The sequence below is a fragment of the Paenalcaligenes sp. DL 309 genome (assembly GCF_057475285.1).
The window spans coordinates 82,473-102,602 of the sequence record NZ_JBYBKW010000007.1 but is presented as its reverse complement, the minus strand read 5'-3'; the positions used below and the strand labels follow the sequence as shown (position 1 = coordinate 102,602).

General features: G+C 45.2%; 20 protein-coding genes, 1 tRNA gene and 1 riboswitch. Of the genes, 10 read left to right on the top strand and 11 right to left on the bottom strand.

Annotated elements, in window-relative coordinates; genetic code table 11:
- Nucleotides 1–149 precede the first annotated feature (149 nt).
- A complete protein-coding gene (locus AC2UZJ_RS10355; RefSeq protein ID WP_486950076.1) occupies nucleotides 150–995 on the top strand; it encodes a hypothetical protein in 846 nt (281 codons plus the stop codon).
- A 183-nt stretch (nucleotides 996–1,178) separates the two neighbouring features.
- Here the strand turns inward: AC2UZJ_RS10355 and AC2UZJ_RS10350 are convergent, their stop codons facing one another.
- The 6 genes from AC2UZJ_RS10350 to AC2UZJ_RS10325 are packed head-to-tail and all read right to left on the bottom strand — an operon-like array spanning nucleotide 1,179 to nucleotide 6,054.
- Entirely contained in the window at nucleotides 1,179–2,210 is a 1,032-nt protein-coding gene (locus AC2UZJ_RS10350; protein ID WP_486950075.1) for a YeeE/YedE family protein, read from the bottom strand.
- Nucleotides 2,207–3,514, bottom strand: a complete 1,308-nt coding sequence (locus tag AC2UZJ_RS10345) for an NAD(P)/FAD-dependent oxidoreductase (protein ID WP_486950074.1) — start codon at nucleotides 3,512–3,514, stop codon at nucleotides 2,207–2,209. Before AC2UZJ_RS10345 ends, AC2UZJ_RS10350 begins: the two co-directional genes overlap by 4 nt.
- A complete protein-coding gene (locus AC2UZJ_RS10340; RefSeq protein ID WP_486950073.1) occupies nucleotides 3,511–3,861 on the bottom strand; it encodes a c-type cytochrome in 351 nt (116 codons plus the stop codon). The genes AC2UZJ_RS10345 and AC2UZJ_RS10340 overlap by 4 nt, the downstream gene beginning before the upstream one ends.
- A 28-nt stretch (nucleotides 3,862–3,889) precedes the next feature.
- Nucleotides 3,890–4,216: a thiosulfate oxidation carrier complex protein SoxZ gene (gene soxZ, locus AC2UZJ_RS10335; protein ID WP_486950072.1), complete on the bottom strand. Its 327-nt coding sequence runs from the start codon at nucleotides 4,214–4,216 to the stop codon at nucleotides 3,890–3,892.
- A 16-nt stretch (nucleotides 4,217–4,232) separates the two neighbouring features.
- On the bottom strand, nucleotides 4,233–4,739 hold the full coding sequence (locus tag AC2UZJ_RS10330; protein ID WP_486950071.1) for a thiosulfate oxidation carrier protein SoxY: 507 nt from the start codon (nucleotides 4,737–4,739) through the stop codon (nucleotides 4,233–4,235).
- The gene (locus tag AC2UZJ_RS10325; RefSeq protein ID WP_486950070.1) at nucleotides 4,726–6,054 is read right to left on the bottom strand and encodes an FAD-dependent oxidoreductase; all 1,329 of its coding nucleotides are present in this window, start codon (nucleotides 6,052–6,054) and stop codon (nucleotides 4,726–4,728) included. The genes AC2UZJ_RS10330 and AC2UZJ_RS10325 overlap by 14 nt, the downstream gene beginning before the upstream one ends.
- Before the next feature lie 314 nt (nucleotides 6,055–6,368).
- A riboswitch (yybP-ykoY riboswitch) is annotated at nucleotides 6,369–6,537 on the top strand.
- Between the two features lie 9 nt (nucleotides 6,538–6,546).
- Between AC2UZJ_RS10325 and AC2UZJ_RS10320 the strand changes: the two genes are divergently transcribed.
- The 3 genes from AC2UZJ_RS10320 to AC2UZJ_RS10310 all read left to right on the top strand — a co-directional run bounded on the left by AC2UZJ_RS10320 (nucleotide 6,547) and on the right by AC2UZJ_RS10310 (nucleotide 8,601).
- A complete protein-coding gene (locus AC2UZJ_RS10320; protein WP_486950079.1) occupies nucleotides 6,547–7,116 on the top strand; it encodes a TMEM165/GDT1 family protein in 570 nt (189 codons plus the stop codon).
- Nucleotides 7,117–7,178: 62 nt separating this feature from the next.
- A complete protein-coding gene (locus tag AC2UZJ_RS10315; protein ID WP_486950069.1) occupies nucleotides 7,179–7,646 on the top strand; it encodes a type IV toxin-antitoxin system AbiEi family antitoxin domain-containing protein in 468 nt (155 codons plus the stop codon).
- Nucleotides 7,647–7,713: 67 nt separating this feature from the next.
- Nucleotides 7,714–8,601: a tyrosine-type recombinase/integrase gene (locus AC2UZJ_RS10310; protein WP_486950068.1), complete on the top strand. Its 888-nt coding sequence runs from the start codon at nucleotides 7,714–7,716 to the stop codon at nucleotides 8,599–8,601.
- 144 nt (nucleotides 8,602–8,745) lie between these two features.
- Here AC2UZJ_RS10310 and AC2UZJ_RS10305 read toward each other — a convergent pair.
- Nucleotides 8,746–8,822 (bottom strand) — tRNA-Arg (locus tag AC2UZJ_RS10305).
- A 165-nt stretch (nucleotides 8,823–8,987) separates the two neighbouring features.
- Between AC2UZJ_RS10305 and AC2UZJ_RS10300 the strand changes: the two genes are divergently transcribed.
- Nucleotides 8,988–10,151 (top strand): alpha-hydroxy acid oxidase, encoded by a 1,164-nt coding sequence (locus AC2UZJ_RS10300; protein ID WP_486950067.1) that lies wholly within the window; start codon nucleotides 8,988–8,990, stop codon nucleotides 10,149–10,151.
- Between the two features lie 9 nt (nucleotides 10,152–10,160).
- Here the strand turns inward: AC2UZJ_RS10300 and AC2UZJ_RS10295 are convergent, their stop codons facing one another.
- Nucleotides 10,161–11,099 carry a glutathione S-transferase family protein gene (locus AC2UZJ_RS10295; RefSeq protein ID WP_486950066.1) on the bottom strand — a complete coding sequence of 313 codons (939 nt, stop codon included), beginning with the start codon at nucleotides 11,097–11,099 and terminating at the stop codon, nucleotides 10,161–10,163.
- Nucleotides 11,100–11,125: 26 nt separating this feature from the next.
- Nucleotides 11,126–11,512 (bottom strand): DUF423 domain-containing protein, encoded by a 387-nt coding sequence (locus AC2UZJ_RS10290; RefSeq protein ID WP_486950065.1) that lies wholly within the window; start codon nucleotides 11,510–11,512, stop codon nucleotides 11,126–11,128.
- A gap of 201 nt (nucleotides 11,513–11,713) precedes the next feature.
- Between AC2UZJ_RS10290 and AC2UZJ_RS10285 the strand changes: the two genes are divergently transcribed.
- From AC2UZJ_RS10285 to AC2UZJ_RS10265, 5 genes are read left to right on the top strand one after another with little or no spacing between them, the layout of a single operon-like run.
- Complete coding sequence (locus tag AC2UZJ_RS10285; protein WP_486950064.1) at nucleotides 11,714–12,388, top strand: thermonuclease family protein; 675 nt, start codon at nucleotides 11,714–11,716, stop codon at nucleotides 12,386–12,388.
- Nucleotides 12,318–14,498: an ABC transporter substrate-binding protein gene (locus tag AC2UZJ_RS10280; protein ID WP_486950063.1), complete on the top strand. Its 2,181-nt coding sequence runs from the start codon at nucleotides 12,318–12,320 to the stop codon at nucleotides 14,496–14,498. Before AC2UZJ_RS10285 ends, AC2UZJ_RS10280 begins: the two co-directional genes overlap by 71 nt.
- Nucleotides 14,498–15,475 (top strand): ABC transporter permease, encoded by a 978-nt coding sequence (locus AC2UZJ_RS10275; protein WP_486950062.1) that lies wholly within the window; start codon nucleotides 14,498–14,500, stop codon nucleotides 15,473–15,475. Before AC2UZJ_RS10280 ends, AC2UZJ_RS10275 begins: the two co-directional genes overlap by 1 nt.
- Before the next feature lie 8 nt (nucleotides 15,476–15,483).
- Complete coding sequence (locus AC2UZJ_RS10270; RefSeq protein ID WP_486950061.1) at nucleotides 15,484–16,878, top strand: ABC transporter permease; 1,395 nt, start codon at nucleotides 15,484–15,486, stop codon at nucleotides 16,876–16,878.
- Nucleotides 16,871–18,472: an ABC transporter ATP-binding protein gene (locus AC2UZJ_RS10265; RefSeq protein ID WP_486950060.1), complete on the top strand. Its 1,602-nt coding sequence runs from the start codon at nucleotides 16,871–16,873 to the stop codon at nucleotides 18,470–18,472. Before AC2UZJ_RS10270 ends, AC2UZJ_RS10265 begins: the two co-directional genes overlap by 8 nt.
- Nucleotides 18,473–18,482: 10 nt before the next feature.
- On the opposite strand, the gene efp is transcribed toward AC2UZJ_RS10265, so the two are convergent.
- Together efp and earP are read right to left on the bottom strand one after the other, a co-directional pair.
- Nucleotides 18,483–19,040: an elongation factor P gene (gene efp, locus AC2UZJ_RS10260; RefSeq protein ID WP_486950059.1), complete on the bottom strand. Its 558-nt coding sequence runs from the start codon at nucleotides 19,038–19,040 to the stop codon at nucleotides 18,483–18,485.
- Between the two features lie 37 nt (nucleotides 19,041–19,077).
- Nucleotides 19,078–20,121 (bottom strand): elongation factor P maturation arginine rhamnosyltransferase EarP, encoded by a 1,044-nt coding sequence (earP, locus tag AC2UZJ_RS10255; protein WP_486950058.1) that lies wholly within the window; start codon nucleotides 20,119–20,121, stop codon nucleotides 19,078–19,080.
- Nucleotides 20,122–20,130: the final 9 nt, after the last annotated feature.

The following is a 20,130-nucleotide window of genomic DNA, read 5'->3' as shown; positions in this document are numbered from 1 at the left end:
TTTCCGCCAAGTACCTGCCTTACTTACCTACGGAAGAAGAATTGAAACAGGAGTTAGAGCGGGAACACGCTAATGCGATTCAGCAGCTGCAGACCAAAGAGTAGGAAATAAAGCCCTTTGCGGGTCAAACAAACCGCGTGGAAATCCTTTTGGATCAACATGATTTAGATCAGCTACAAAATGGTAATGTATTTTCTGAAGGCGAACTTGATCGACAACCAACTATCCGCAAATTACGGATAGTTCGTCAGGAGAGAAATATAAGTATTACTCATCGTCTAGATAACTGGTTCTTAGGCCATGAGTGCAGTCTTTATAGACGACAAACTCTGGCTGGAGTAGCACCTCATAACTTTAAACCAGACATTGGTCTGACTAATCTAAAAGCAGCAGCCCTCAAGAAGCCAGAAGTGATGGTCAAAATCCCTAAGCGTACCGGTAAGGCTACAGGTCTTAAGGCGGCAGCAAATCATATTGACTACATCAGCCGCAATGGAAAGTTAGCAGTTGAGAACCAAGATGGAGAGCAGATTAAAGGCAAAGCGGCTCTACGTGAAAACGTGATCAAGGAATGGCAGCGACAGGGTATTCCAGAGCAGAGTAAGTATAAAGAATCCTGTGCCGCTACGCGACGCCAACACAGAGGCGTTACACAGAAAGGGATAAATGGCACAGTGAGTCATATTACTAAAAGAGGTGGTTACTCCACAGTGCGTCAAAAAGAGGTGAATGAGTTACTGCAGGCCATCAAAACTCAAAAACGTCCTACGAATCCTTATTTGAAAGAACAGTTGGAAACTAGGGATTTGATTTTGGGTGAGTACCGGTTTTTAGCGAAGCGATTGTATGATGAGGGGCTGAAAGTGGAGGCGAAGATGATTAGTGAGCTGGCGAAGGGGTTGGAGCAGACGGATGTTAGGACTAAAGGGCAAGAGAGGTTTGATAGACAGCAAGTAAAACGAGGTTCGGAGAAAAATAGTTTGGATTTAGGGTAGTTACATACTCATTACCAATCATTTAGCCTTGATGCTGCGCTCCTTACGAAAACGCAAGGGCTGGACGCAGTCTTATTGTTTATGGTTTCATAGCGAAGGGCACTGAGTATGCAGAGTGATGTAGCGGGTTATGATTTGAGTTATAGCGAAGTCATGCAGCTATTAGAGGAAGCCCAGTGAGAATTACAACGTACCGTTAACCCCACGATTTACACGCCCGGTTAGTTGACTAAGGCGAGCCCCTATCATAATACTAAAAATGGCGATGATTGAGCAGTAGGAAAGGGTAGATAAACCACTGAGCCCTTGGCCTATAGTGCAGCCTAGAGCCAAGATACCTCCTACTCCCATCAATATTCCACCTAAGCTATATCTTGCCATCTGTGTCGCAGAATTAAAACCTTCTAGCTGTAAACGGCCTCGTAGTAGCGCTGTTAAAAAAGCGCCTACGATTACACCTAAAACTACCACCGTGCTAAACCGTAAGCTGAGTCCCGTAGAAAGCATGGCGTATTGGATAGTATCCCCAACCGGGGCGACAAAACTAAGAGAGGTTAGCGGTGCAGGCTCAAACGGATCTGCACCTAACCAGCCGGTAGTGAGCCAGCCTCCTACTATTAGTAACCCCACAATTACACCCCCTATTAAATCAACGGCGCTTCTGGGTTTATCGGATGGCTTTAGAGCAAAAAAACCTAAAACTCCAACGATGATCACGATGATTACGGACCGTACTGTGCCTTCTGCCAAACTAGACTGTGGTAGGGTGACGGTGGTTAAAGAATGCAAATATAGGCGTAAGGGTGCTAACACTCCTGTTAAGGTAATGTAGGCTGCAACGCCTAAACAGAGCAACACTAGAAGCGATCTTAAGTTGCCCTGAGCTAGTAAAACTAAAGCTCGTGCGCCACAGCCATTGGCTAAGCCCATCCCATAGCCAAATATAATTCCTCCTAGAGGGATTAACAGCCAAGAAAAAGAAGGGCTTAGGTAGATGGATTGCTTCATATCCACTAAGCCCCAACTATGAATTAGATGGGTGCCTGCTAGAGCAATGGCTAAGGCGAGAGCAAAGGCTTGTAGTTTTGCACTAGAGTGACCTGACCAACGCTCTGATAGGCCACGATATAAACAAAAGCCAGAGACTTGATTGCTACAGCCAAAAATTAATCCTAGGGCTAACCCAGCCCACAATACCAGTTCAGATGGAATCATCGCTGTGCTTTAGTGCCCCAAATGTCTTGAGAGATGGCTTCGTACCAGTCTGCGCCGTATTGGGCTTCTCGCTTGCGGAAATCAGCTTTAGCACCTAAAGGGCTTACGCCGCCAGAGGCTTCGACTAATTTGTCGTTATCCATGCGATACAGATGAGCCACAGAAATTCCATGCTCTGGGGCAATCAGACTGTAACAGGTATTAGCGAAAAAAGGCTCGGCTGAGGCTTTGCCGGCTAGCGCGTTGACGATAGCATTAGCTGCCACTTTGGCTTGAGCATTAGCTGAAAAACCTGACTTAGGCATAGGGGAAGCAATAGTAGCGTCACCAACTACATAGATGTCTGGCACGAGTAAAGACTCAAAGGTTTGAGGGTTAATAGGTACCCAACCGCTTGCGTCTGTCACGCCTGCTTGATGTGCTATTTCGCCTGCTTTTTGGGGAGGAATCACATTCAGCACATCGGCTTTATGAGTTTCCCCAAATTCAGTTTCTACTGAGAGTTGAGCAGCATCTACACGCGCCACTTTACCATCTTGCGACAGAGGTACCCACTCGATCATATCGCCATACTGCTGTTGCCAACCCTCTTGGAATAGCGCTTGCTTAGAGAAGGCATCTTTGGCGTCTAGGATGAGAATCTTAGAGTTGGGTTTGTGGTTTTTAAAGTAATGCGCCACCATACTAGCTCGTTCGTAGGGCCCAGGAGGGCAACGGAATGGGTTTTCAGGTGCCACCATAATAAAGGTACCACCGTCAGGCATCGCCTCTAATTGCTGCTTAAGCAGTTTGGTTTGTGCACCCCCTTTCCAAGCATGAGGTGCAAGCAGTGAAGCAGCTTCATCGTAGCCCTCTAGGGCATCCCAATGGAAATCCACGCCAGGAGACAGCAAGAGCTTATCGTAAGGAAGTTTTCTTTCCTGACTTAAGGTGACTTGTTTAGTGCCGGAGTCAACAGCCGTGGCATAGTCATGGATCACATTAATCCCTAGCGCACGTAAATCGTCAAAACCATGACCTTGTTGTTCAAAAGTACGCAGCCCAGCTAAGTACAAGTTACTAAAGGGGCAAGTGTAAAAAATTTCAGCAGGCTCGACTAAAGTGACGTTTAGATTTGGGTTGTTTTGCTTAAGATAACGCGCTGCTGTTGCACCACCAAAGCCGCCTCCAACCACGACGACATTGGCTGCGGCGCTCTTAGAGCGTGCATAAGCAGGTACATTGAGCAGTAGCGTCCCTGCAGCCGTTAGTTGACCGACTTGACTCAGCCAGCGGCGACGCGAAGCATTCATAGTATGTTTCATGGGTTAACGGCTCCTTTAGCAGTGGTGGAGCTAACAGGTAGCTGAGAGAAATATTGCGCCAGTGCTGTCAGTTCATCATCATCAAAACCGCTAACTAGCCGATCCATAATAGTTGTGTGAGGCGGGGGCGTTTCAGATTTAAACGCCCTGAGCTGTGCGCGTAAGACTGCCTCAGGCTGGCCCGCGATAGGAGGGATAGCGCGAGCAGGATTAGCGTCCGTCATATGACAATTAAGGCAAGTATTGGCGGGAATAGAAATATCTACGGTGATTTGCGCGTGAGCTATAGACGGAGTAAGACCACTAAGGCTGATAAGAGCCAAAGAGAAGATAAGACCAGTACGCATGGTGTCCTTTATTTAAATTTTAGTTAGGCTAGGAGGCCAGACTGATAGGGAGCGCATCGGTAATAACCGCTCCTTCGTCGTCTAACCATTTCAGCTGTAATTCTCCTGAGCTGCGGGCCGTAAAGGTAAATTCTATATAAGGGTTTTGAGAGATAGCGGTTTCAGGCTGCCAATTAAAAAGTAGCTCACCGTCTAGGGCAGCTTCAAAGGTATTAACTATATTGCGTGGGATTTCCTTGCCTTCTGCATCGAGACGTAGACCGCTTTCCATAGGGTGCTCAATAAGTGCGCGCACACGAACGACTTCGCCTGCGGCTGGATTAGCGTTGCTAATCCAGGTACGAGGTTTGCTCATAATAATAGACCTTTAATTACATACCACAGCCGCCAGCCGTAACGGTGATGGCTTGACGGGTTAGGATAAATTGACCATCGCTCATACGAGCTACGGCGCTAACTGATTGAGACTCAATGAGCCGTAGCCGTACTGCAACTTCGGTAGTGCCTGCTAAGGGAGTAAAGTTAAACCTACACGCTAAAGGATAAGGGTTACCCTCTGCTAAAATAATGAGCTCTTCACAATATAGCTGTGGCGTGATAGGCATCTCAAATACCACCTTAACCGGTACGGCAGCAGGGTTATCGCCCAACACTGGCATCACTAGCTTAAGGCCTTGCTTTACAGGCTGTGCACCATCTAGAAAACCGTCAATAACCGCTTTGACCTGATCGGGGGTAGCGGGCTTAAGGAGCTGGTTTAATACCTCTTGGGCATAGAGCGGTATAGGCAGCAGCGCGGCGTTGATCCCTACCATTGCTGTCAGCATAAAGGCGCGGCGTGGAGCAAATTGGGCGGGGGGGAAATTAGAGGAAATCATTAAAACGGCTCTGTATCCAATCAAAATCCTTTTTAACAAGGTCGTTAGTACGGACATCCATATCAATTTGGGTTTGTAAAACCTTGCCTGTAGGATCAAGCTCGTACTCAAACACTACCGATATTTCTTCTTGCGGGTCACCATTAACCATCATGTAGCAGAGGTTATCGGGTAAAACAGGCACCACCTCTTTGTCTGCCACTCGTTCGGAAATATTTTGTGCAACGATCTTACCAATAGCATGGGCTACATGAGCGCTCTTTGGGTAATGACCAAATTGATCAGAGATAAAGCCCATGGCATCACCCACCACGTAGACATCTTCGTCATCCATGGCAGTGAAAAAGCGAGGGTGAATATCTGCCCAGCCTGTGGGCTTCCCATCGGGGCCTTTGCCTATTAAATCAGCATACCAGACCATATCTGCTGCCTGATGCGGAGGCATGAGCACGGCATCATCAAAATCGAAATCGCCCGCGGTGGTTTTAATATGTTTTTTAAAGGGGTCCACCTCTCTAACGACGGCGTTAGGTACATGCGTAATAATATCAGGATAAAGCTCTTCAAACGCGGCTCTATAACCTTCACCTATAGGCGCTATATTGGGTTTAGGATCAAGAATAATAATCTTGCCTGGGATATTGTTGGTTTTTATGTGCCAAGCCATTAAGCAAGCCCGCTCGTACGGAGAAGGGGGGCAGCGATGTGGCGGTGGCGGTAAGGTCATGACGATGGTGCCACCCTTAAAGTTTTTAAGCTTGTCTTTAAGGGCAAACATTTCCGCATTGGGAATGTACGCATTAGGGAAATGTGTGCGCGTGTACTCGGCGGCGTATAAATCGTTGCCAAACCATGCATCATAAGCGTTACGGATGCCACCTGATAAGATTAAAAAGTCGTAAGTGAGCTCGCCTTGAGCTGTATGTACGGTTTTTTTGTTTCTATCAAAGCCAGTGACTTCTGTATTAATGAGGGTGTAGCCGTATTTATTGGCTGGGCTTAGCATATCGTGATTAACGAAATCCGTATTAACAATATCAATCAGCCATTTGTTACTCATAGGCCCTGACCAAAAGGTAGGGTTACGTTCTAGGAGTACCACCTGAGCGTTAGGAATCAGTTTGCGCAGGTAGCGCGCTGCGGTCATGCCACCCCAGCCACCGCCACAAATAACAATGCGAGGACCTTTGCTGTTAGCGGGTAGCAGCTGCATTTTATTATGAATGGCAGGGGAAGCAGAGAAGCTAGTTGAAGGTAAAATGAGTGAACTAAGAGCTAGGGCAGGGGGCGCTAGCATAAAACTTCGACGATCCATGGTTATTTCTCCTCGTAGTCATACATGACACACGGTAATAGGGTGATCAACCCAAAGTGAGAAACAGTATAGCTGAGTTTTTAATAAAAAGTTACTGAGGTCTTAAAGTCCGCTTTAGATTCTATATTACCCAAGCTACAGCAAGACTTTACTTATGACTCTACCGGGGCTTAGCTTCTACCCTTGAGGGCCGTAATGGAGATCGATGGGCCAGCCAGCGAGATTGTACCGATGGGGATGAGTTTGAGCTGATATATGGTGATCAGCCACTACAGAAAAATTGATATAAGACTAAAAGGCTGTTATAGTTTGCGTCCCACGTCATTGGGGAGTAGCCGCTTTGCATACTTTGCAAAGGCTTGCGTCAACATACTTGGTCGGCTGACCATGGCGCTTGCAGCATTTGCCTGGCGAGACCTTTGACTGCAACCACCTGTCCGCATGGGGCCGTAGGTAGTTGTAGTCATGTCTGCCCCAAATGTTGTTATTTTCATGGATGCTTTTCTTGTTTCAACTGGCGTAGTTGCCCTTGGCGAAATGGGTGATAAAACCCAACTGCTGGCGATCTTACTTGCGGCTCACTTCAAACGTCCTTGGCTTGTTTGCTGGGGGATCTTACTTGCTACCTTAGCTAATCATGCGCTTGCGGGCGCATTGGGCGTGGGCATTGCCCACTTTATCTCTGCTGATACCTTACGCTGGGTAGTAGGTATTTCTTTTTTAGCCATGGCTTTATGGCTACTCATCCCTGATAAGCTCGATACGATGCCTCGTCCTTTGCAGCGCTTTGGCGTGCTGGGCGCAACAACGATTATGTTTTTTATTGCTGAGATGGGTGATAAAACACAGATTGCTACCATTGCGCTAGCGGCACGTTATGACGCGATGTTTGCTGTGGTAGCAGGTACAACCTTAGGGATGATGCTAGTAAATGTGCCCGTGGTGTTTTTAGGTGATTTAATCGCAAAACGTATTCCGATGAAACTCATTCATGGTACCGCTGCATTCATTTTTGCCGTGCTAGGTGTGCTGACTTTATTGAACGTTGGAAGTTTTTTTTAATAAAAAGTACTTAACCCTTTAGTTCATTTTTTCTAATATAGACGGCGATAATCGCCGTCTATTTGCTTTTAATTAAACCATCACCCAGCTGGTTAAATAAGATCGGGTTGGAAACGGAATTAATCTGGCACAGCACAAGAAGGCTTTGGGACATACCCTGTTTATTAATGGCTAATAGTTTTAGAAAAAATGAAATAAATAATGGCCATTGGTTAATGGCATCAGCAGAGCAAGCCATTTTTGAAGTGCTAGTTGCTGTGCCTAACACGTTTAGCTTTGAGTATGCTGATAGCTTAATGCAGGGAATGGTAAATCTTTCCCCACGACGATTAGATGCCGTTTTAAGAGCCTGTAATCATATTAGAGCCAAGCGTTTATTCTTCTTTTTTGCAGATCGATACGAGTACTCATGGCGTAAAAAAATACAGCCGGAAAACTATGATCTTGGATCTGGTAAGCGAAGTATTATCGTAGGTGGAAGACTCGATAAAAGATATAACATTACAGTACCAGAAGAATTTTATGGATAAAAGTAGTAGTTATTATAAATAAAGCAAAATAGATGCACTACGTTTAATTGTTACTCAAGATGACGCCGTGAAAGTCGAGCTGTCACCTGTGTTAAGAGGGACGGTATTTACGCCTACGCTTAGAGAAACAATGGAAACCGTAGAGCAAGCAACTAAAAACGCATTACAGCGCATTCTTTTCGATTTAACTGATAAAGAGAAACAGTTTCTTTGTAGCATGTATGAAAAAGATCAAAAGTGGCAATACCTGGATTTTGATCATATAAAAGATTTACCCGCTATTAAATGGAAGCTCATGAATATTAAGAAAATGAACCCTCTTAAAAGAGAGGAAGCATTGATAGCGCTTAAAATGGCATTAAGATTTAAGTACCTAGGGGTAGTGCGTCACATATGTAATTTAGCGTCTAGCTCTTGGCGTCTTCCTAACGGGATGACGTGGTTAGAACACAGGCCGGTGATTACATTATTAGAATTGAATGACCAACGTCCTCCTCGTCCTATCAGTTGGAAAGAGCAGGAAAAGATAATTGTTTGCAACTCAGTTGCTCAACAAGTTATTGATAACCAAAGAGGCAGGCATGATGAATTCGTATTCACTTTTTATCGGGTAACCAAAGAGGATACTAAACCGACTTATAAACCCATTCGCTCTTTACACAATACAGCCTGGCAAAGGGTGAGACGAGAGGTAGGGCTAGATGATCTGCATGTGCATGATTTACGTCATACCGTAGGTATGCGATTGCGTATGGCTGGCGTAGCTGAACGTACTCAAGACGAGATTCTATGGCATAGCAATAGCGGTATGTCATCTCATTATGCTGCTGCCCAGATTAGAGAAATCTATGATGCTTTAGAACTTATTTCTAAGAAAGGAGATTATGAGGAATCTATGGATTTACTAACTTTATTACGACAGGCGAAGTTGAAGTCACGAGTTGAGCAAACATAGGTATGGGGATTATTTGGCTTAAAATCCCCACACCCCAAAAAGACCACCTAAAACGTTCTGCTTTAAAAGGTATACTTTTAACCCATAAACCCGCTGTAAGCCAATAAAAAAGCCCCATCCGAAGATGAGGCTTTTTTAAATATATGGCGCGGCTGGCAGGATTCGAACCCACGACCCCTTGGTTCGTAGCCAAGTACTCTATCCAACTGAGCTACAGCCGCTGAAGTATTAAACTATAACCTTGTCTTTTAACTGTGTCAAGCTTTTTTTAAAAAGACGTATATTTTATAGTTTTGATTATGCTTGTGTATGTTAGTAACTCGCAAAATCACTGCATGCTTAATCATGCAAAGATGCTAGTATATCACCTTTGGAGAAAAAAGGTAATGGATTTAAAAAAAATAACGCACATTGGCGATTTTCAGCACAAAGCGCGTAGGCGGGTGCCTAAAATGTTTTACGACTACGTGGATTCGGGGTCGTGGACGGGTAGCACCTACAGGGCAAATGAATTAGACCTACAGCAGTTATTGTTTAGGCAACGAGTGGCGGTAAATATTGAACAAAGAAGCACACAAAGCCAGCTCTTAGGACAAACAGCAGCGATGCCCTTAGCACTTTCGCCCACGGGCTTAACGGGTATGCAATATGCAGACGGTGAAATTTTAGCTGCTCAAGCCGCTAAGAAACTCGGAGTGCCTTTTACCTTATCCACCATGAGTATTTGTTCTTTGGAAGATATTGCTACGCATACCAAAGCGCCTTTTTGGTTTCAGTTATATGTAATGCGTGATCGATCTTTTATGGAAGCGTTAATAGATAGAGCGAAAGCGGCAAATTGTTCAGCTTTAGTGGTGACTTTAGATCTACAGGTGTTAGGTCAACGCCATAAAGATATTAAAAATGGGCTTTCTACGCCCCCTAAGCCCACGTTACGTAATATTATTAATTTAGCCACTAAGCCTTATTGGTGCGCACAAATGCTACAAACTAAGCGCCGTAGTTTTGGCAACATTGTGGGCCATGCTAAAGGGGTGAGTGATCTAAGCTCTTTAGCCACTTGGACAGCAGAGCAGTTCGACCCCACCTTGTGTTGGGATGATATCGCTTGGATTAAAGCCCGTTGGGGTGGCAAGCTTATCTTAAAAGGGATTATGGAGCCTGAAGATGCTCAACATGCGGTAGATGCCGGTGCTGATGCTATTGTTGTGTCGAATCACGGTGGCAGGCAGCTTGATGGGGCTCCTTCCTCTATTTCCGCCCTTGTGCCTATAGTTGAAGCCGTAAAAGGCAAAACAGAAATTTATGTAGATGGCGGCATACGTAGTGGTCAAGACGTATTACGAGCGATGGCGTTAGGGGCTGATGGCACCATGATTGGCCGTGCTTTTCTGTATGCCTTAGGTGCGGCAGGACAAGCAGGGGTTGAGCGCTGTTTAGAGATTATTCAAAATGAGCTCTCTGTTTCTATGGCTTTATGCGGTAAAAACAGCATTAACGAAGTGGATCGTCAGATTTTGCTAAACCCGACGATCTTTGATCGTACTTAAAAGAGAGGTTTAGAGTTGATCTCTGTGATGTGGGGTGGTGAAGTCAATGTCTGGTCCTGCTGGCACAATACCGTTGGGATTAATGCTAGGGTGGCTGCGGTAATAGTGATTTTTAATGGCATCCATATTTACCGTATCCGCAATGCCTGGCTGCTGGTATAAATCCCGCAGGTAGCCCCATAAAGCCGGGTAATCCACAACACGGCGTATATTGCATTTAAAGTGGCCGTGATATACCGAATCAAAGCGTACTAAAGTAGTAAATAAGCGCCAGTCAGCTTCTGTGATGGTCTCGCCACACAAATAACGTTGGTTTTGTAGGCGTTTTTCTACGGTATCTAAGGCAGTAAATAAGCTATTTACTGCTTCCTCATAGGCCGCTTGAGTGGTGGCGAAACCCGCTTTATAGACGCCGTTGTTGATATTGTGATATACCAGTTCATTGATTTCGTCTATGTCTGCTTTGAGCGTGTCTGGGTAGTAATCGTAATCATTACTTTGCAATGCGCTAAAACTGCTATTAAACATGCGCATAATTTCAGAAGACTCGTTATTCACGATGGTTTGCTCTTGCAGATCCCAAAGTATGGGCACAGTCACCCGCCCAGTGTAAGTAGGGTTGGCTTTTTGATAGAGTTCGTATACATATTTAGCCCCTAGTGTGGGGTCTTCATCCGCACCTTCACTGGGGGCAAAACTCCAGCCATTTTCACCCATTAAGGTGCTAACTACCACCACGTCTATATGCTTTTGTAAACCTTTGAGCTCTCGCATAATGAGCGTACGGTGGGCCCACGGGCAGGCCAAACTCACATATAATCTATAGCGTTGGCTACTATTTGGCTCTACCCACGCCTCAAATTGAGCACTTTCACGCTCAAATTTACCACCCGTTTTATCGGTGTCATACCATTGGTCTTGCCATTGGCCATTTACCAACAAACCCATAATATCTCCTTATTTTTCAATAGGAGCTACGTATTTTGACGTAGCTTTTGCAACGCAGCAACCCCTACTAGTATCCAACCCCCCAACATAAATATGCCACCAATAGGGGTGATGGCGCCTAACCAGCTTTGACCACTGAGTACTAATAGAAACAAACTACCTGAAAACAGCATAGTGCCGATAAGTAGTAGGCTATAGGCTAAATTTTGTAAGCGCACCACTAAATAAGGGGTGGCAACGGCTACTACAAAAAGCCCTAAGCCATGTATTAGTAGATATAACACGGCGGTATGCCATACCGCCATCATGCCCACATCAACTAAGCCGGTTAACGCATGGGCGCCAAAGGCACCGGTGGCCACACCAATAAACAATAAAAAAGCCGCTATTGCGCACTGAAGCGAAGTATTCATCAAAAATCTCTTTACGGTGAGTACTTATGTACATGACCTATGAACTTAAGTATATATAATCAAGACTTTCAAGATTAACACTTAGCAGTACGGTTTAGGCAAGTTATGGCATCAAGAAGACCAAATTCAAAACGAGAGCTTAATTCTTCCCATAAAAAACTACTCACTACACAATTACGAAAATTATTACGAAATAGGAAAGTGAAGGCTTTCTTACGTAGTCCTAAAGGTATGGTGGTTGGTATAGCCGCTGTTGTGGTGTTAACTTTTTTGGGTATTGCGCCTAATGAATACATAGATATTTTTGGATCTAGGCCTACTAGCGGTCCTTCTACCTCTGCCCCTAGACAAGGGCCTTATGATTTATACGGTAAAGTCAGTCATGTGGCCGATGGTGATACTATTAATTTGTATGTGAATGGTGAAAAGCAACGTATTCGTTTAGCAAATATAGATGCGCCAGAAAATTATGGTCGCTCTGATAGGCCTGGGCAGCCCTATGCGGATGAATCCACTGCGGCCTTAGCAGCGATGGTGGCGAATAAAACTTTGACTTTGCATTGCTTTGAAAAAGACCATTATGGCCGCCATGTGTGTAATATTCCTTATAATGGCACCACTGCTAATGAGGCGCTAGTAGCTCAAGGCCTAGCTTGGGCCTATACCGGCAGTAATGAGCGTTATTTACGTGATAAAAATTTAAAAAACGTACAAGCTAAAGCCAAAGCAGCTGGCTTAGGTTTGTGGCAGCAAAAAAACCCCATTGCGCCTTGGACGTGGCGCAAAGACTGTTGGAATACGAAATATGAGAACAGCTCCTCTGATGTTGATAATGGTGTTATGGCTGAGTGCTTGCGGGCAAAAGGCGGTAAATAGTCCATATCCTGTTGATCAGGCCAAAGAAAATATTCTGTATACCGCCTTTACCCAAAGCTCGCCGAAGTATTTGGATCCAGCCAGTTCGTATTCCTCAGATGAAACGCCCTTTACGTACTCTATTTATGAACCGCTGTATGGCTATGAATACTTAATGCGGCCTTATCAGTTGACCACTAGAGCCGCAGAAAGGGTAGTGCAGCCCTATTATTTAGATAAAGAAGGTCATAGGCTGCCAGACGATGCCGATGGTGCAGATATTGAGCAAAGTGTGTATGAGATTCCTCTTAAAAAAGGCGTATTATTTCAACCGCATCCCGCGTTTGCGAAAAACGGAGCCGGCGACTATGTGTATTACCCCATAGATCCCGAACAGTTAAGTGATAAATATGCCATTACGGACTTTGAACGCATGGGCACCAGAGAGCTTACTGCGCACGATTATGTATACGGCATACGGCGCTTGGCCAGCCCACGGGTGGTTTCGCCCATTTATGCTTTTTTTGCTGATCATATTGTCGGTATGCAGGCGTACGGAGATCAGCTACGTGAAATCAATGAAAAGAGAGATAAAGCGCAGTGGCTAGATTTACGGGATTATGCCTTTGAAGGGGTAGAAGCCGTGGATGACCACACCTTACGCATACGCGTTATGGGTAAGTATCCGCAGTTTTCCTATTGGCTCGCCATGACCTTTACCGCGCCCATCCCGTGGGAGGTCGAGCGTTTCTATCATCAGCCCAAAATGGCGGCACATGATTTATCGCTCAATACTTGGCCAGTGGGTACGGGCCCCTATATGCTTACGGAGTCTATACGCAATAGACGTCATGTATTGAGTCGAAATCCACATTTCAGAGGAGATCCTTATCCTTGTGAGGGCGAGCCAGGTGATGAAGCTGCTGGATTATTAGTGGATTGTGGTAAGCCCACGCCTTTTATTGATGAGGTGGTTTTTAGCTTAGAAAAAGAGTCAGTCCCATTATTAGGTAAATTCTTACAAGGCTATTACGACATTCCACAGGTGGAGAGGGGGGATTATGGCGTAGCGCTCACTGTAGCAGCGGAAGACTCTCCCGATAAGGCGGCCTTATATAAAGAACGGGGCTTAGATTTACGCACCTTAGCAGAGTCGCAATTGTATTATTTTGGTTTTAATTGGCTAGATCCTGTGGTGGGCGGTGGTGATACACCAGAGCAGGCAGAAAAAAACCGCTATTTACGTCAAGCCATTAGTATTGCTTTTGATTGGGAGCAATACGTGACGATTTTCCAAAATGATCAAGGCCAAGTGGCACATAGTCCGCTACCTCCAGGAGTACGAGGTTACCAGCCTTTACCTGAAGGCTATAACCCGTATGTATATGACAAAGTGAATGACACACAATTACAGCGTAAATCCATAGACGAAGCCAAAGCCTTATTAGCAAAAGCGGGTTATCCCGACGGGCGTGATGCAGAAACGGGCGATCCATTAATTCTTTATTTTGATTCTGCCGGCGGCATGGGCTCCAGTGCTATGCTGGATTGGATGCGTCGTCAATTGCAACAGCTAGGCGTGCAGTTAGAAATTCGCGCAACGGATTACAATCGCTTCCAAGACAAAATGCAGCGCGGAGTGGCACAAATGTTTATGTGGGGTTGGGTGGCCGATTACCCAGATGCTGAAAACTTCTTGTTTTTATTGTATGGTCCCCATGCGCGTGCCAAAGGAGGCGGTGAAAACGCCGCTAACTATCAAAACGCTGCCTATGATGCGCTTTTTGAGCAAATGCGTTACTTAGATGATGGCGATGAAAAAGACGGTGTGATTGCCGATATGCTGCAAATCGTGCAAAAAGACGCGCCCTGGATGTTTGGTTATATACCGAATTCGGGTGGAGTTTATCAACAATGGGTGCATAATGCGAAACCCACGCAAATGGTGCGTAATACCTTACAGTATCTGCGTATAGACCCAGAGCTGCGGGCTCAAAAGCAGGCAGCATGGAATCAACCGGTGTGGTGGCCAGTGTGGTTATTAATTATTGGCCTACTAGTGGTGATTGTATTGGCTTGGCGAGCCGTGCGTTTGCGTGAGCTTAAAACCATCAAAGGGGGTCAGAGTTAATGCTGCGCTATATATTCCGCCGTTTTGCTTATGGTGCTTTGGTGCTGTTGGGGGTAAATTTACTCACTTTTATGCTGTTTTTTGCCGTCAATACACCCGATGATATGGCGCGTTTAGCCATTGGGGGGCAACGTGTTTCTGTAGAAGCCATTGATCAGTGGAAGGAGTTACACGGTTATAACAAGCCCTTATTTATTAATACTGAAAAATCGGGGGTGGCTAGTGTAAAAGACACCATTTTCTATGAGCGCTCTGTGCCTTTATTAAAGTTTGATTTCGGTTTTTCAGACAGTGGTCATGATATTAGCCATGAGATTAAAACCCGGATGTGGCCCAGTTTAGCTCTCGCCGTGCCTACATTTTTCTTGGGATTAGCGGTATCTGTGGCTTTTGCTTTATTTTTGGTCTTTTTTAAGCATACGCGCATTGATTTTTACGGCATTGTATTTTGTGTGGTGCTACTTTCTATTTCTGGGCTGTTTTATATTATTGCGGGCCAATGGTTATTTGCGAAGGTATTAGCCTTAGTGCCTTATTCGGGCTGGACCCAAGGTTTGGATGCCAGTCGTTTTTTAATACTACCTGTGCTTATTGGCATCATTTCGCGGCTGGGGCCTGAAGCGCGATTTTATCGTAGTTTATTCTTAGAAGAAGCCAATAAAGACTACATACGCACCGCTCGCGCTAAAGGATTGTCTGAATATGCCATTTTATTTAAGCATTTATTACGTAATGCCATGCTACCCATTTTAACGGGGGCGGTATCAGCCATTCCTTTATTGTTTATGGGAAGTTTAATTGCCGAATCGTTTTTTGGTATTCCCGGCTTAGGGAGTTACACCATTGAAGCTATTAATTCCCAAGATTTATCTATAGTGCGAGCCATGGTTTTTTTAGGCTCTGCACTTTATATAGTGGGTTTACTGATGGCTGATATTTCCTACACCATTGCCGACCCACGTGTGCGTTTTGAGTAAGAGTTGCTATGCCTAAATTAACCGTTTTGTGGACTGATGTTTTTGTTTGGCTGATGGTGCTGGCCGCTCTTTTTTATGTGTGGCATGTGCGCCGTAATCCGGCTCTACGCAGCGCCTGGCGTAGTGTGTTTTATACGCCTTCGGCGGTGGCCTCTGCGGTCATACTGAGTTTTTTTGTAGTGGTGGGGGTGTTGGACTCGGTGCACTATAGAACAGAGCTGCCCATGGTGGCAGGGCAAACTGAAACACGCTATGAACCCGTAGCGCGTTCCCTTTTAGATGATGTGTTGGAAGCCACTCATTTGGCTAAAAAAGAGCGCAGTTACTCCTCTCCTTTGGCCACACATTTATTTTTTAAAGAAAGCCAAATCATAGACGGCGAGGCTAAGCGTGACTTTCCGCGCCTAGAATATGGAGCGACTCATTTACAACAGCTTGAGCAGCACCCTTATGATTTACTACAGCTCAGTGCTTGGAGTGCGGCGGCAGTTCTAGCAGTGTTTGCTGTGGTGGGGTGGGGGTGTAGGCAGGGCTATAAAAAACAGCCGGTTTTCCCGTGGCGTAGTTTATGGCTCAGTCTTAGTTTATTAGTAAGTGTAGTAATAATGATTGCTATTTTTAGTCGCTTTTATTATTTATTAGGTACTGATCGTTCGGGTAATGATGTGATTTTTCAGTCATTAAAAAGTGTACGTACGGCATTAGTGATAGGGACTTTAACTACTTTAGCAATGTTGCCACCAGCTCTTGGTTTTGGTATTGCCGCGGGGTATTTCAAAGGTTGGGTAGATGATGTGATTCAGTACATTTACACCACTATGACGTCAATACCAGGCGTGCTGCTAATTGCAGCTAGTGTATTGATGATGCAAGTGTATATGGATACCCATCCCGAGTATTTTGATACGGTAGCTTCACGGGCGGATTCGCGTTTAGTGATGTTATGTTTAATTTTAGGCCTCACAGGTTGGGCCACCTTATGTCGGTTTTTGCGCGCAGAAACCTTAAAGCTACGAGAACTGGAATACGTACAAGCGGCTCGTGCTTTTGGGGTAAGTCATTGGGGTATTATGCGCAAACATTTATTACCTAATTTGATGCATTTGGTATTAATTACTATGGTGCTGGAGTTTTCAGGTTTAGTGCTTTATGAGGCAGTTTTGTCTTATTTAGGCATAGGGGTAGACCCAAGCATGCCTTCTTTTGGCACCATGATTGATGCTGCGCGTTTAGAAATGTCGCGTGATCCTATAATTTGGTGGAATTTATTAGGAGCTTTTGTGTTCTTATTAGCCTTGGTATTGGCGGCTAATATCTTTGCTGATGCCGTACAACGCGCTTTTGATCCGCGTGCACGTCGTGTAGCTCCGGCTCGTCCCGCTGAGGTGGCTGCCAATGCTTAAGATTAAAAATCTCAGTGTTGGACTAATAGGCTCTGAGCAGCGGATCGTCAATAACGTGAGTTTTGACGTGGCTAAAGGTCAAACCTTTGCCTTAGTCGGGGAGTCGGGCAGTGGCAAGAGTATGACGGCTTTAGCCATGCTACGCTTATTACCCGAAGCTATACATATCCAAGGCGGTCAAGTAGAGGTAGATAGCCTTGATTTATTTGCCCTCAGTGAAGTGCAAATGCGTAGCGTGCGTGGCGGCAAAGTAGCGATGATTTTCCAAGAGCCCGCCACTTGCTTAAACCCTGTGTTACGTATTGGTGATCAAATCATAGAAAGCTTACGCTTACATACCACATACCGGGGTGCGGCATTACGTGAGCGTGCTGTCTGGTGGTTAGAAAAGGTGGGTATTCCGGATGCGTCTCAACGCATTAATGATTATGCTTTCCAGTTTTCTGGCGGCCAGCGTCAACGCATTATGATTGCTATGGCTCTAGCTGCTGAGCCGGATGTGCTTATTGCCGATGAGCCTACTACGGCTTTAGATGTGACGGTACAAGCTCAAATATTACAACTCTTGGCTGATATTCAAGCAGAAATCGGTCTTACCGTTTTGCTTATCACCCATGATTTAGCGGTAGTGCAACAGGTGGCTGACACCGTAGCGCTAATGCGACACGGTGAAATCGTAGAAATAGCAACCACGGCAGATTTTTTTGCTAATCCCGAGCATGAGTATGCCCAACACTTGTTAGCGGCTATTCCCAGCTTTTCTAAGCGTAAGCAGCGACAGCAAATTGATGCTGAAGCGAAGGCGGTATTAACAGTACAAGATCTACACATTAGCTATAAGCAAAAAGGGGGCTTATTTAAGTCATTGCAAACTATTGATGTGGTGAAAGGTGCTAGTTTTAATTTGCAAAAAGGGCAAACCTTAGCCTTGTTGGGTGGATCAGGCTGTGGCAAAAGTACCATTGCCAAGTCATTGTTACGTTTAATCGATGATCAAACTCTTGTGTCTGGGCAGGCACAATTACTGCATGAGGATTTACTTCAGAGCCAGGGTGAAGTATTAAAAAAGCAACGTCATGCCATTCAAATTGTTTTTCAAGATCCTTTTGCTTCCTTAAATCCGCGCATGATGGTGGGTGATATTTTATCTGAGGGTTTAATCAGTTTGCAGCCTGATTTATCAGCCGCGCAACGCCAGCAGCGCATTGATAAGCTTTTAGATTTAACGGCTTTACCTAAAAATAGTGCGCAGCGCTATGCTCATGAGTTCTCTGGTGGCCAGCGTCAACGCATAGCTATTGCCAGAGCTTTGGCAGTAGAGCCTCAAGTGTTGATTTGTGATGAACCCACTTCCGCTTTAGATGTGTCTGTGCAAAGACAGATATTAGATTTGTTATTGAGTTTGCAGCAGCAAACGGGGTTAGCGTATTTGTTTATTACGCACAACTTTGGCGTGGTGGAATATATTGCTGACTATGTAGCTATTATGGATAGTGGGGTAATTGTGGAGCAGGGTACGGCGCAAGAGGTGTTGTTTAGCCCTCAGCACGCCGTAACGCAGCAGTTATTGCACTCTGTGCCTAGATTGAACTAGTTATAGCTCATCAGTTCGCGCGGCTACGGTATTCGTTGGTACGCGTGTCGATTTCTATTTTGTCACCAATTTCACAAAACATAGGCACGGAAATAGTGTAGTCCGTGGCTAAGCGTGCTGGTTTCATCACTTTACCAGAGGTGTCGCCGCGTACTGCCGGCTCGGTATAGATGATTTCACGTACTATGGTGGTAGGTAGCTCTACTGAAATAGCACTGTCTTCATAAAATACCACTTCAGCAGTCATACCATCTTCGAGGTAATTGAGCGCATCGCCCATATTATCCGCTTCAATTTCGTATTGGTTGTAGTCGGCATCCATGAATACGTACATGGGGTCAGCAAAGTAGGTGTAAGTACATTCTTTTTTCTCTAGTTGTACTATTTCAAATTTCTCATCGGCCTTGTGCACGGCTTCGCTTGGGCTGTCTGTAAGTAGATTTTTGAATTTTAATTTAACAACAGCGCTATTACGGCCTGATTTATTGTATTCGGTGCGTTGCACTACTAAGGGGGCGCCATTTAGCATAATAACATTGCCAACGCGTACGTCTTGTGCGGTTTTCATAAGTGTAAATACTCCAAGATAAGTTTAAGGCGCTATTTTAGCGCTTTTTGTTATGTTCACGAAAAAAATCAAGTAGCTGTGTGGCTAAATCGCTGTGCTTATACAGCTGTAGAGCATAAGCAGCGCATTGTTGCTGCCAGTGAGGTCGGTGTTGTAATAGCTGCTGCAATTCAGTGACTTTTACGCTGCCTTGGCTCCAAGCCCGCATAGCATGTTGCACTGCGGCACTAAAAGGGGTTTGCGTTAGCCAGGCATTAAGTTTGGTTAAATGCGTTTGCTCAGTTTGTATATAAGGTTGCCAAATAAAAGGCTTAGCGGCCCAGATGGCACGCACAAAAGAGTCTTCGCCACGCACTACATTTAAATCAGCATAATCCAGTAGTATATCAAAATCAGCTTGTGATAAATAAGGTAGGCGTTCTACAGGCAGGACCGCATTTTTGGGAGGGGGCACTGTGGCGGCCAACAGAACAGTCCATGATGCTGCGTCATTTTCTAAGGCGGCATACAGGGTTTCTAAAGGAGCATTTGGGTAAGAAAATACAAAAGCAACGGCATCGGTATGGGGGGAGGTAATGCCTATTCGAGACCAAAATGCGGCATCAGGTGGCAAGCGTTGAGATGTTTCTGACCGTAGTAGTCCTCCGGTTTTTTCAGTAAATCCGGGAAAAAAGAAATACTTAATCATGCCATTGGATTGAGGAGAGGGCATGCCGTGAAGGTCTGTTACCCAGTCTTCAGCACTAAGGTATTCTAGGTTTAACCAAAGTTGCGTATGAGATGGCATTTGCGCCACATAGGTTGTAGGTAACTCACAGCCAAAGGCTTCAATTACCATCGTCGCTGGTGTTGTAGCTGTGGCTTCAGACCAGTCACATAGGGTAATGTTTGCGATTTGCTGTTGCTTTAGCTGCGGCCGTACTCGGGGTTCAATACGGTTAAATGCCGACATATCATCGACAAACAACCGTATTTGACTTACTGATACTGTTTTTTTTTGCGATAACTGTTGAGCTAAACGCCAACACACCCCTATGTCTCCATAGTTATCTATGACTTGGCAAAATATATCTATGCGCATAGTAGGAGT

What these genes read in the sequence shown, in the direction of transcription:
- AC2UZJ_RS10350 (WP_486950075.1), bottom strand. Translation starts at nt 2,210, where the DNA reads ATGATTCCATCTGAACTGGTATTGTGGGCTGGGTTAGCCCTAGGATTA.
- AC2UZJ_RS10345 (WP_486950074.1), bottom strand. Translation starts at nt 3,514, where the DNA reads ATGAAACATACTATGAATGCTTCGCGTCGCCGCTGGCTGAGTCAAGTC.
- AC2UZJ_RS10340 (WP_486950073.1), bottom strand. Translation starts at nt 3,861, where the DNA reads ATGCGTACTGGTCTTATCTTCTCTTTGGCTCTTATCAGCCTTAGTGGT.
- soxZ (WP_486950072.1), bottom strand. Translation starts at nt 4,216, where the DNA reads ATGAGCAAACCTCGTACCTGGATTAGCAACGCTAATCCAGCCGCAGGC.
- AC2UZJ_RS10330 (WP_486950071.1), bottom strand. Translation starts at nt 4,739, where the DNA reads ATGATTTCCTCTAATTTCCCCCCCGCCCAATTTGCTCCACGCCGCGCC.
- AC2UZJ_RS10325 (WP_486950070.1), bottom strand. Translation starts at nt 6,054, where the DNA reads ATGGATCGTCGAAGTTTTATGCTAGCGCCCCCTGCCCTAGCTCTTAGT.
- AC2UZJ_RS10320 (WP_486950079.1), top strand. Translation starts at nt 6,547, where the DNA reads ATGGATGCTTTTCTTGTTTCAACTGGCGTAGTTGCCCTTGGCGAAATG.
- AC2UZJ_RS10300 (WP_486950067.1), top strand. Translation starts at nt 8,988, where the DNA reads ATGGATTTAAAAAAAATAACGCACATTGGCGATTTTCAGCACAAAGCG.
- AC2UZJ_RS10295 (WP_486950066.1), bottom strand. Translation starts at nt 11,099, where the DNA reads ATGGGTTTGTTGGTAAATGGCCAATGGCAAGACCAATGGTATGACACC.
- AC2UZJ_RS10290 (WP_486950065.1), bottom strand. Translation starts at nt 11,512, where the DNA reads ATGAATACTTCGCTTCAGTGCGCAATAGCGGCTTTTTTATTGTTTATT.
- AC2UZJ_RS10280 (WP_486950063.1), top strand. Translation starts at nt 12,318, where the DNA reads ATGAGAACAGCTCCTCTGATGTTGATAATGGTGTTATGGCTGAGTGCT.
- AC2UZJ_RS10275 (WP_486950062.1), top strand. Translation starts at nt 14,498, where the DNA reads ATGCTGCGCTATATATTCCGCCGTTTTGCTTATGGTGCTTTGGTGCTG.
- AC2UZJ_RS10270 (WP_486950061.1), top strand. Translation starts at nt 15,484, where the DNA reads ATGCCTAAATTAACCGTTTTGTGGACTGATGTTTTTGTTTGGCTGATG.
- AC2UZJ_RS10265 (WP_486950060.1), top strand. Translation starts at nt 16,871, where the DNA reads ATGCTTAAGATTAAAAATCTCAGTGTTGGACTAATAGGCTCTGAGCAG.
- efp (WP_486950059.1), bottom strand. Translation starts at nt 19,040, where the DNA reads ATGAAAACCGCACAAGACGTACGCGTTGGCAATGTTATTATGCTAAAT.
- earP (WP_486950058.1), bottom strand. Translation starts at nt 20,121, where the DNA reads ATGCGCATAGATATATTTTGCCAAGTCATAGATAACTATGGAGACATA.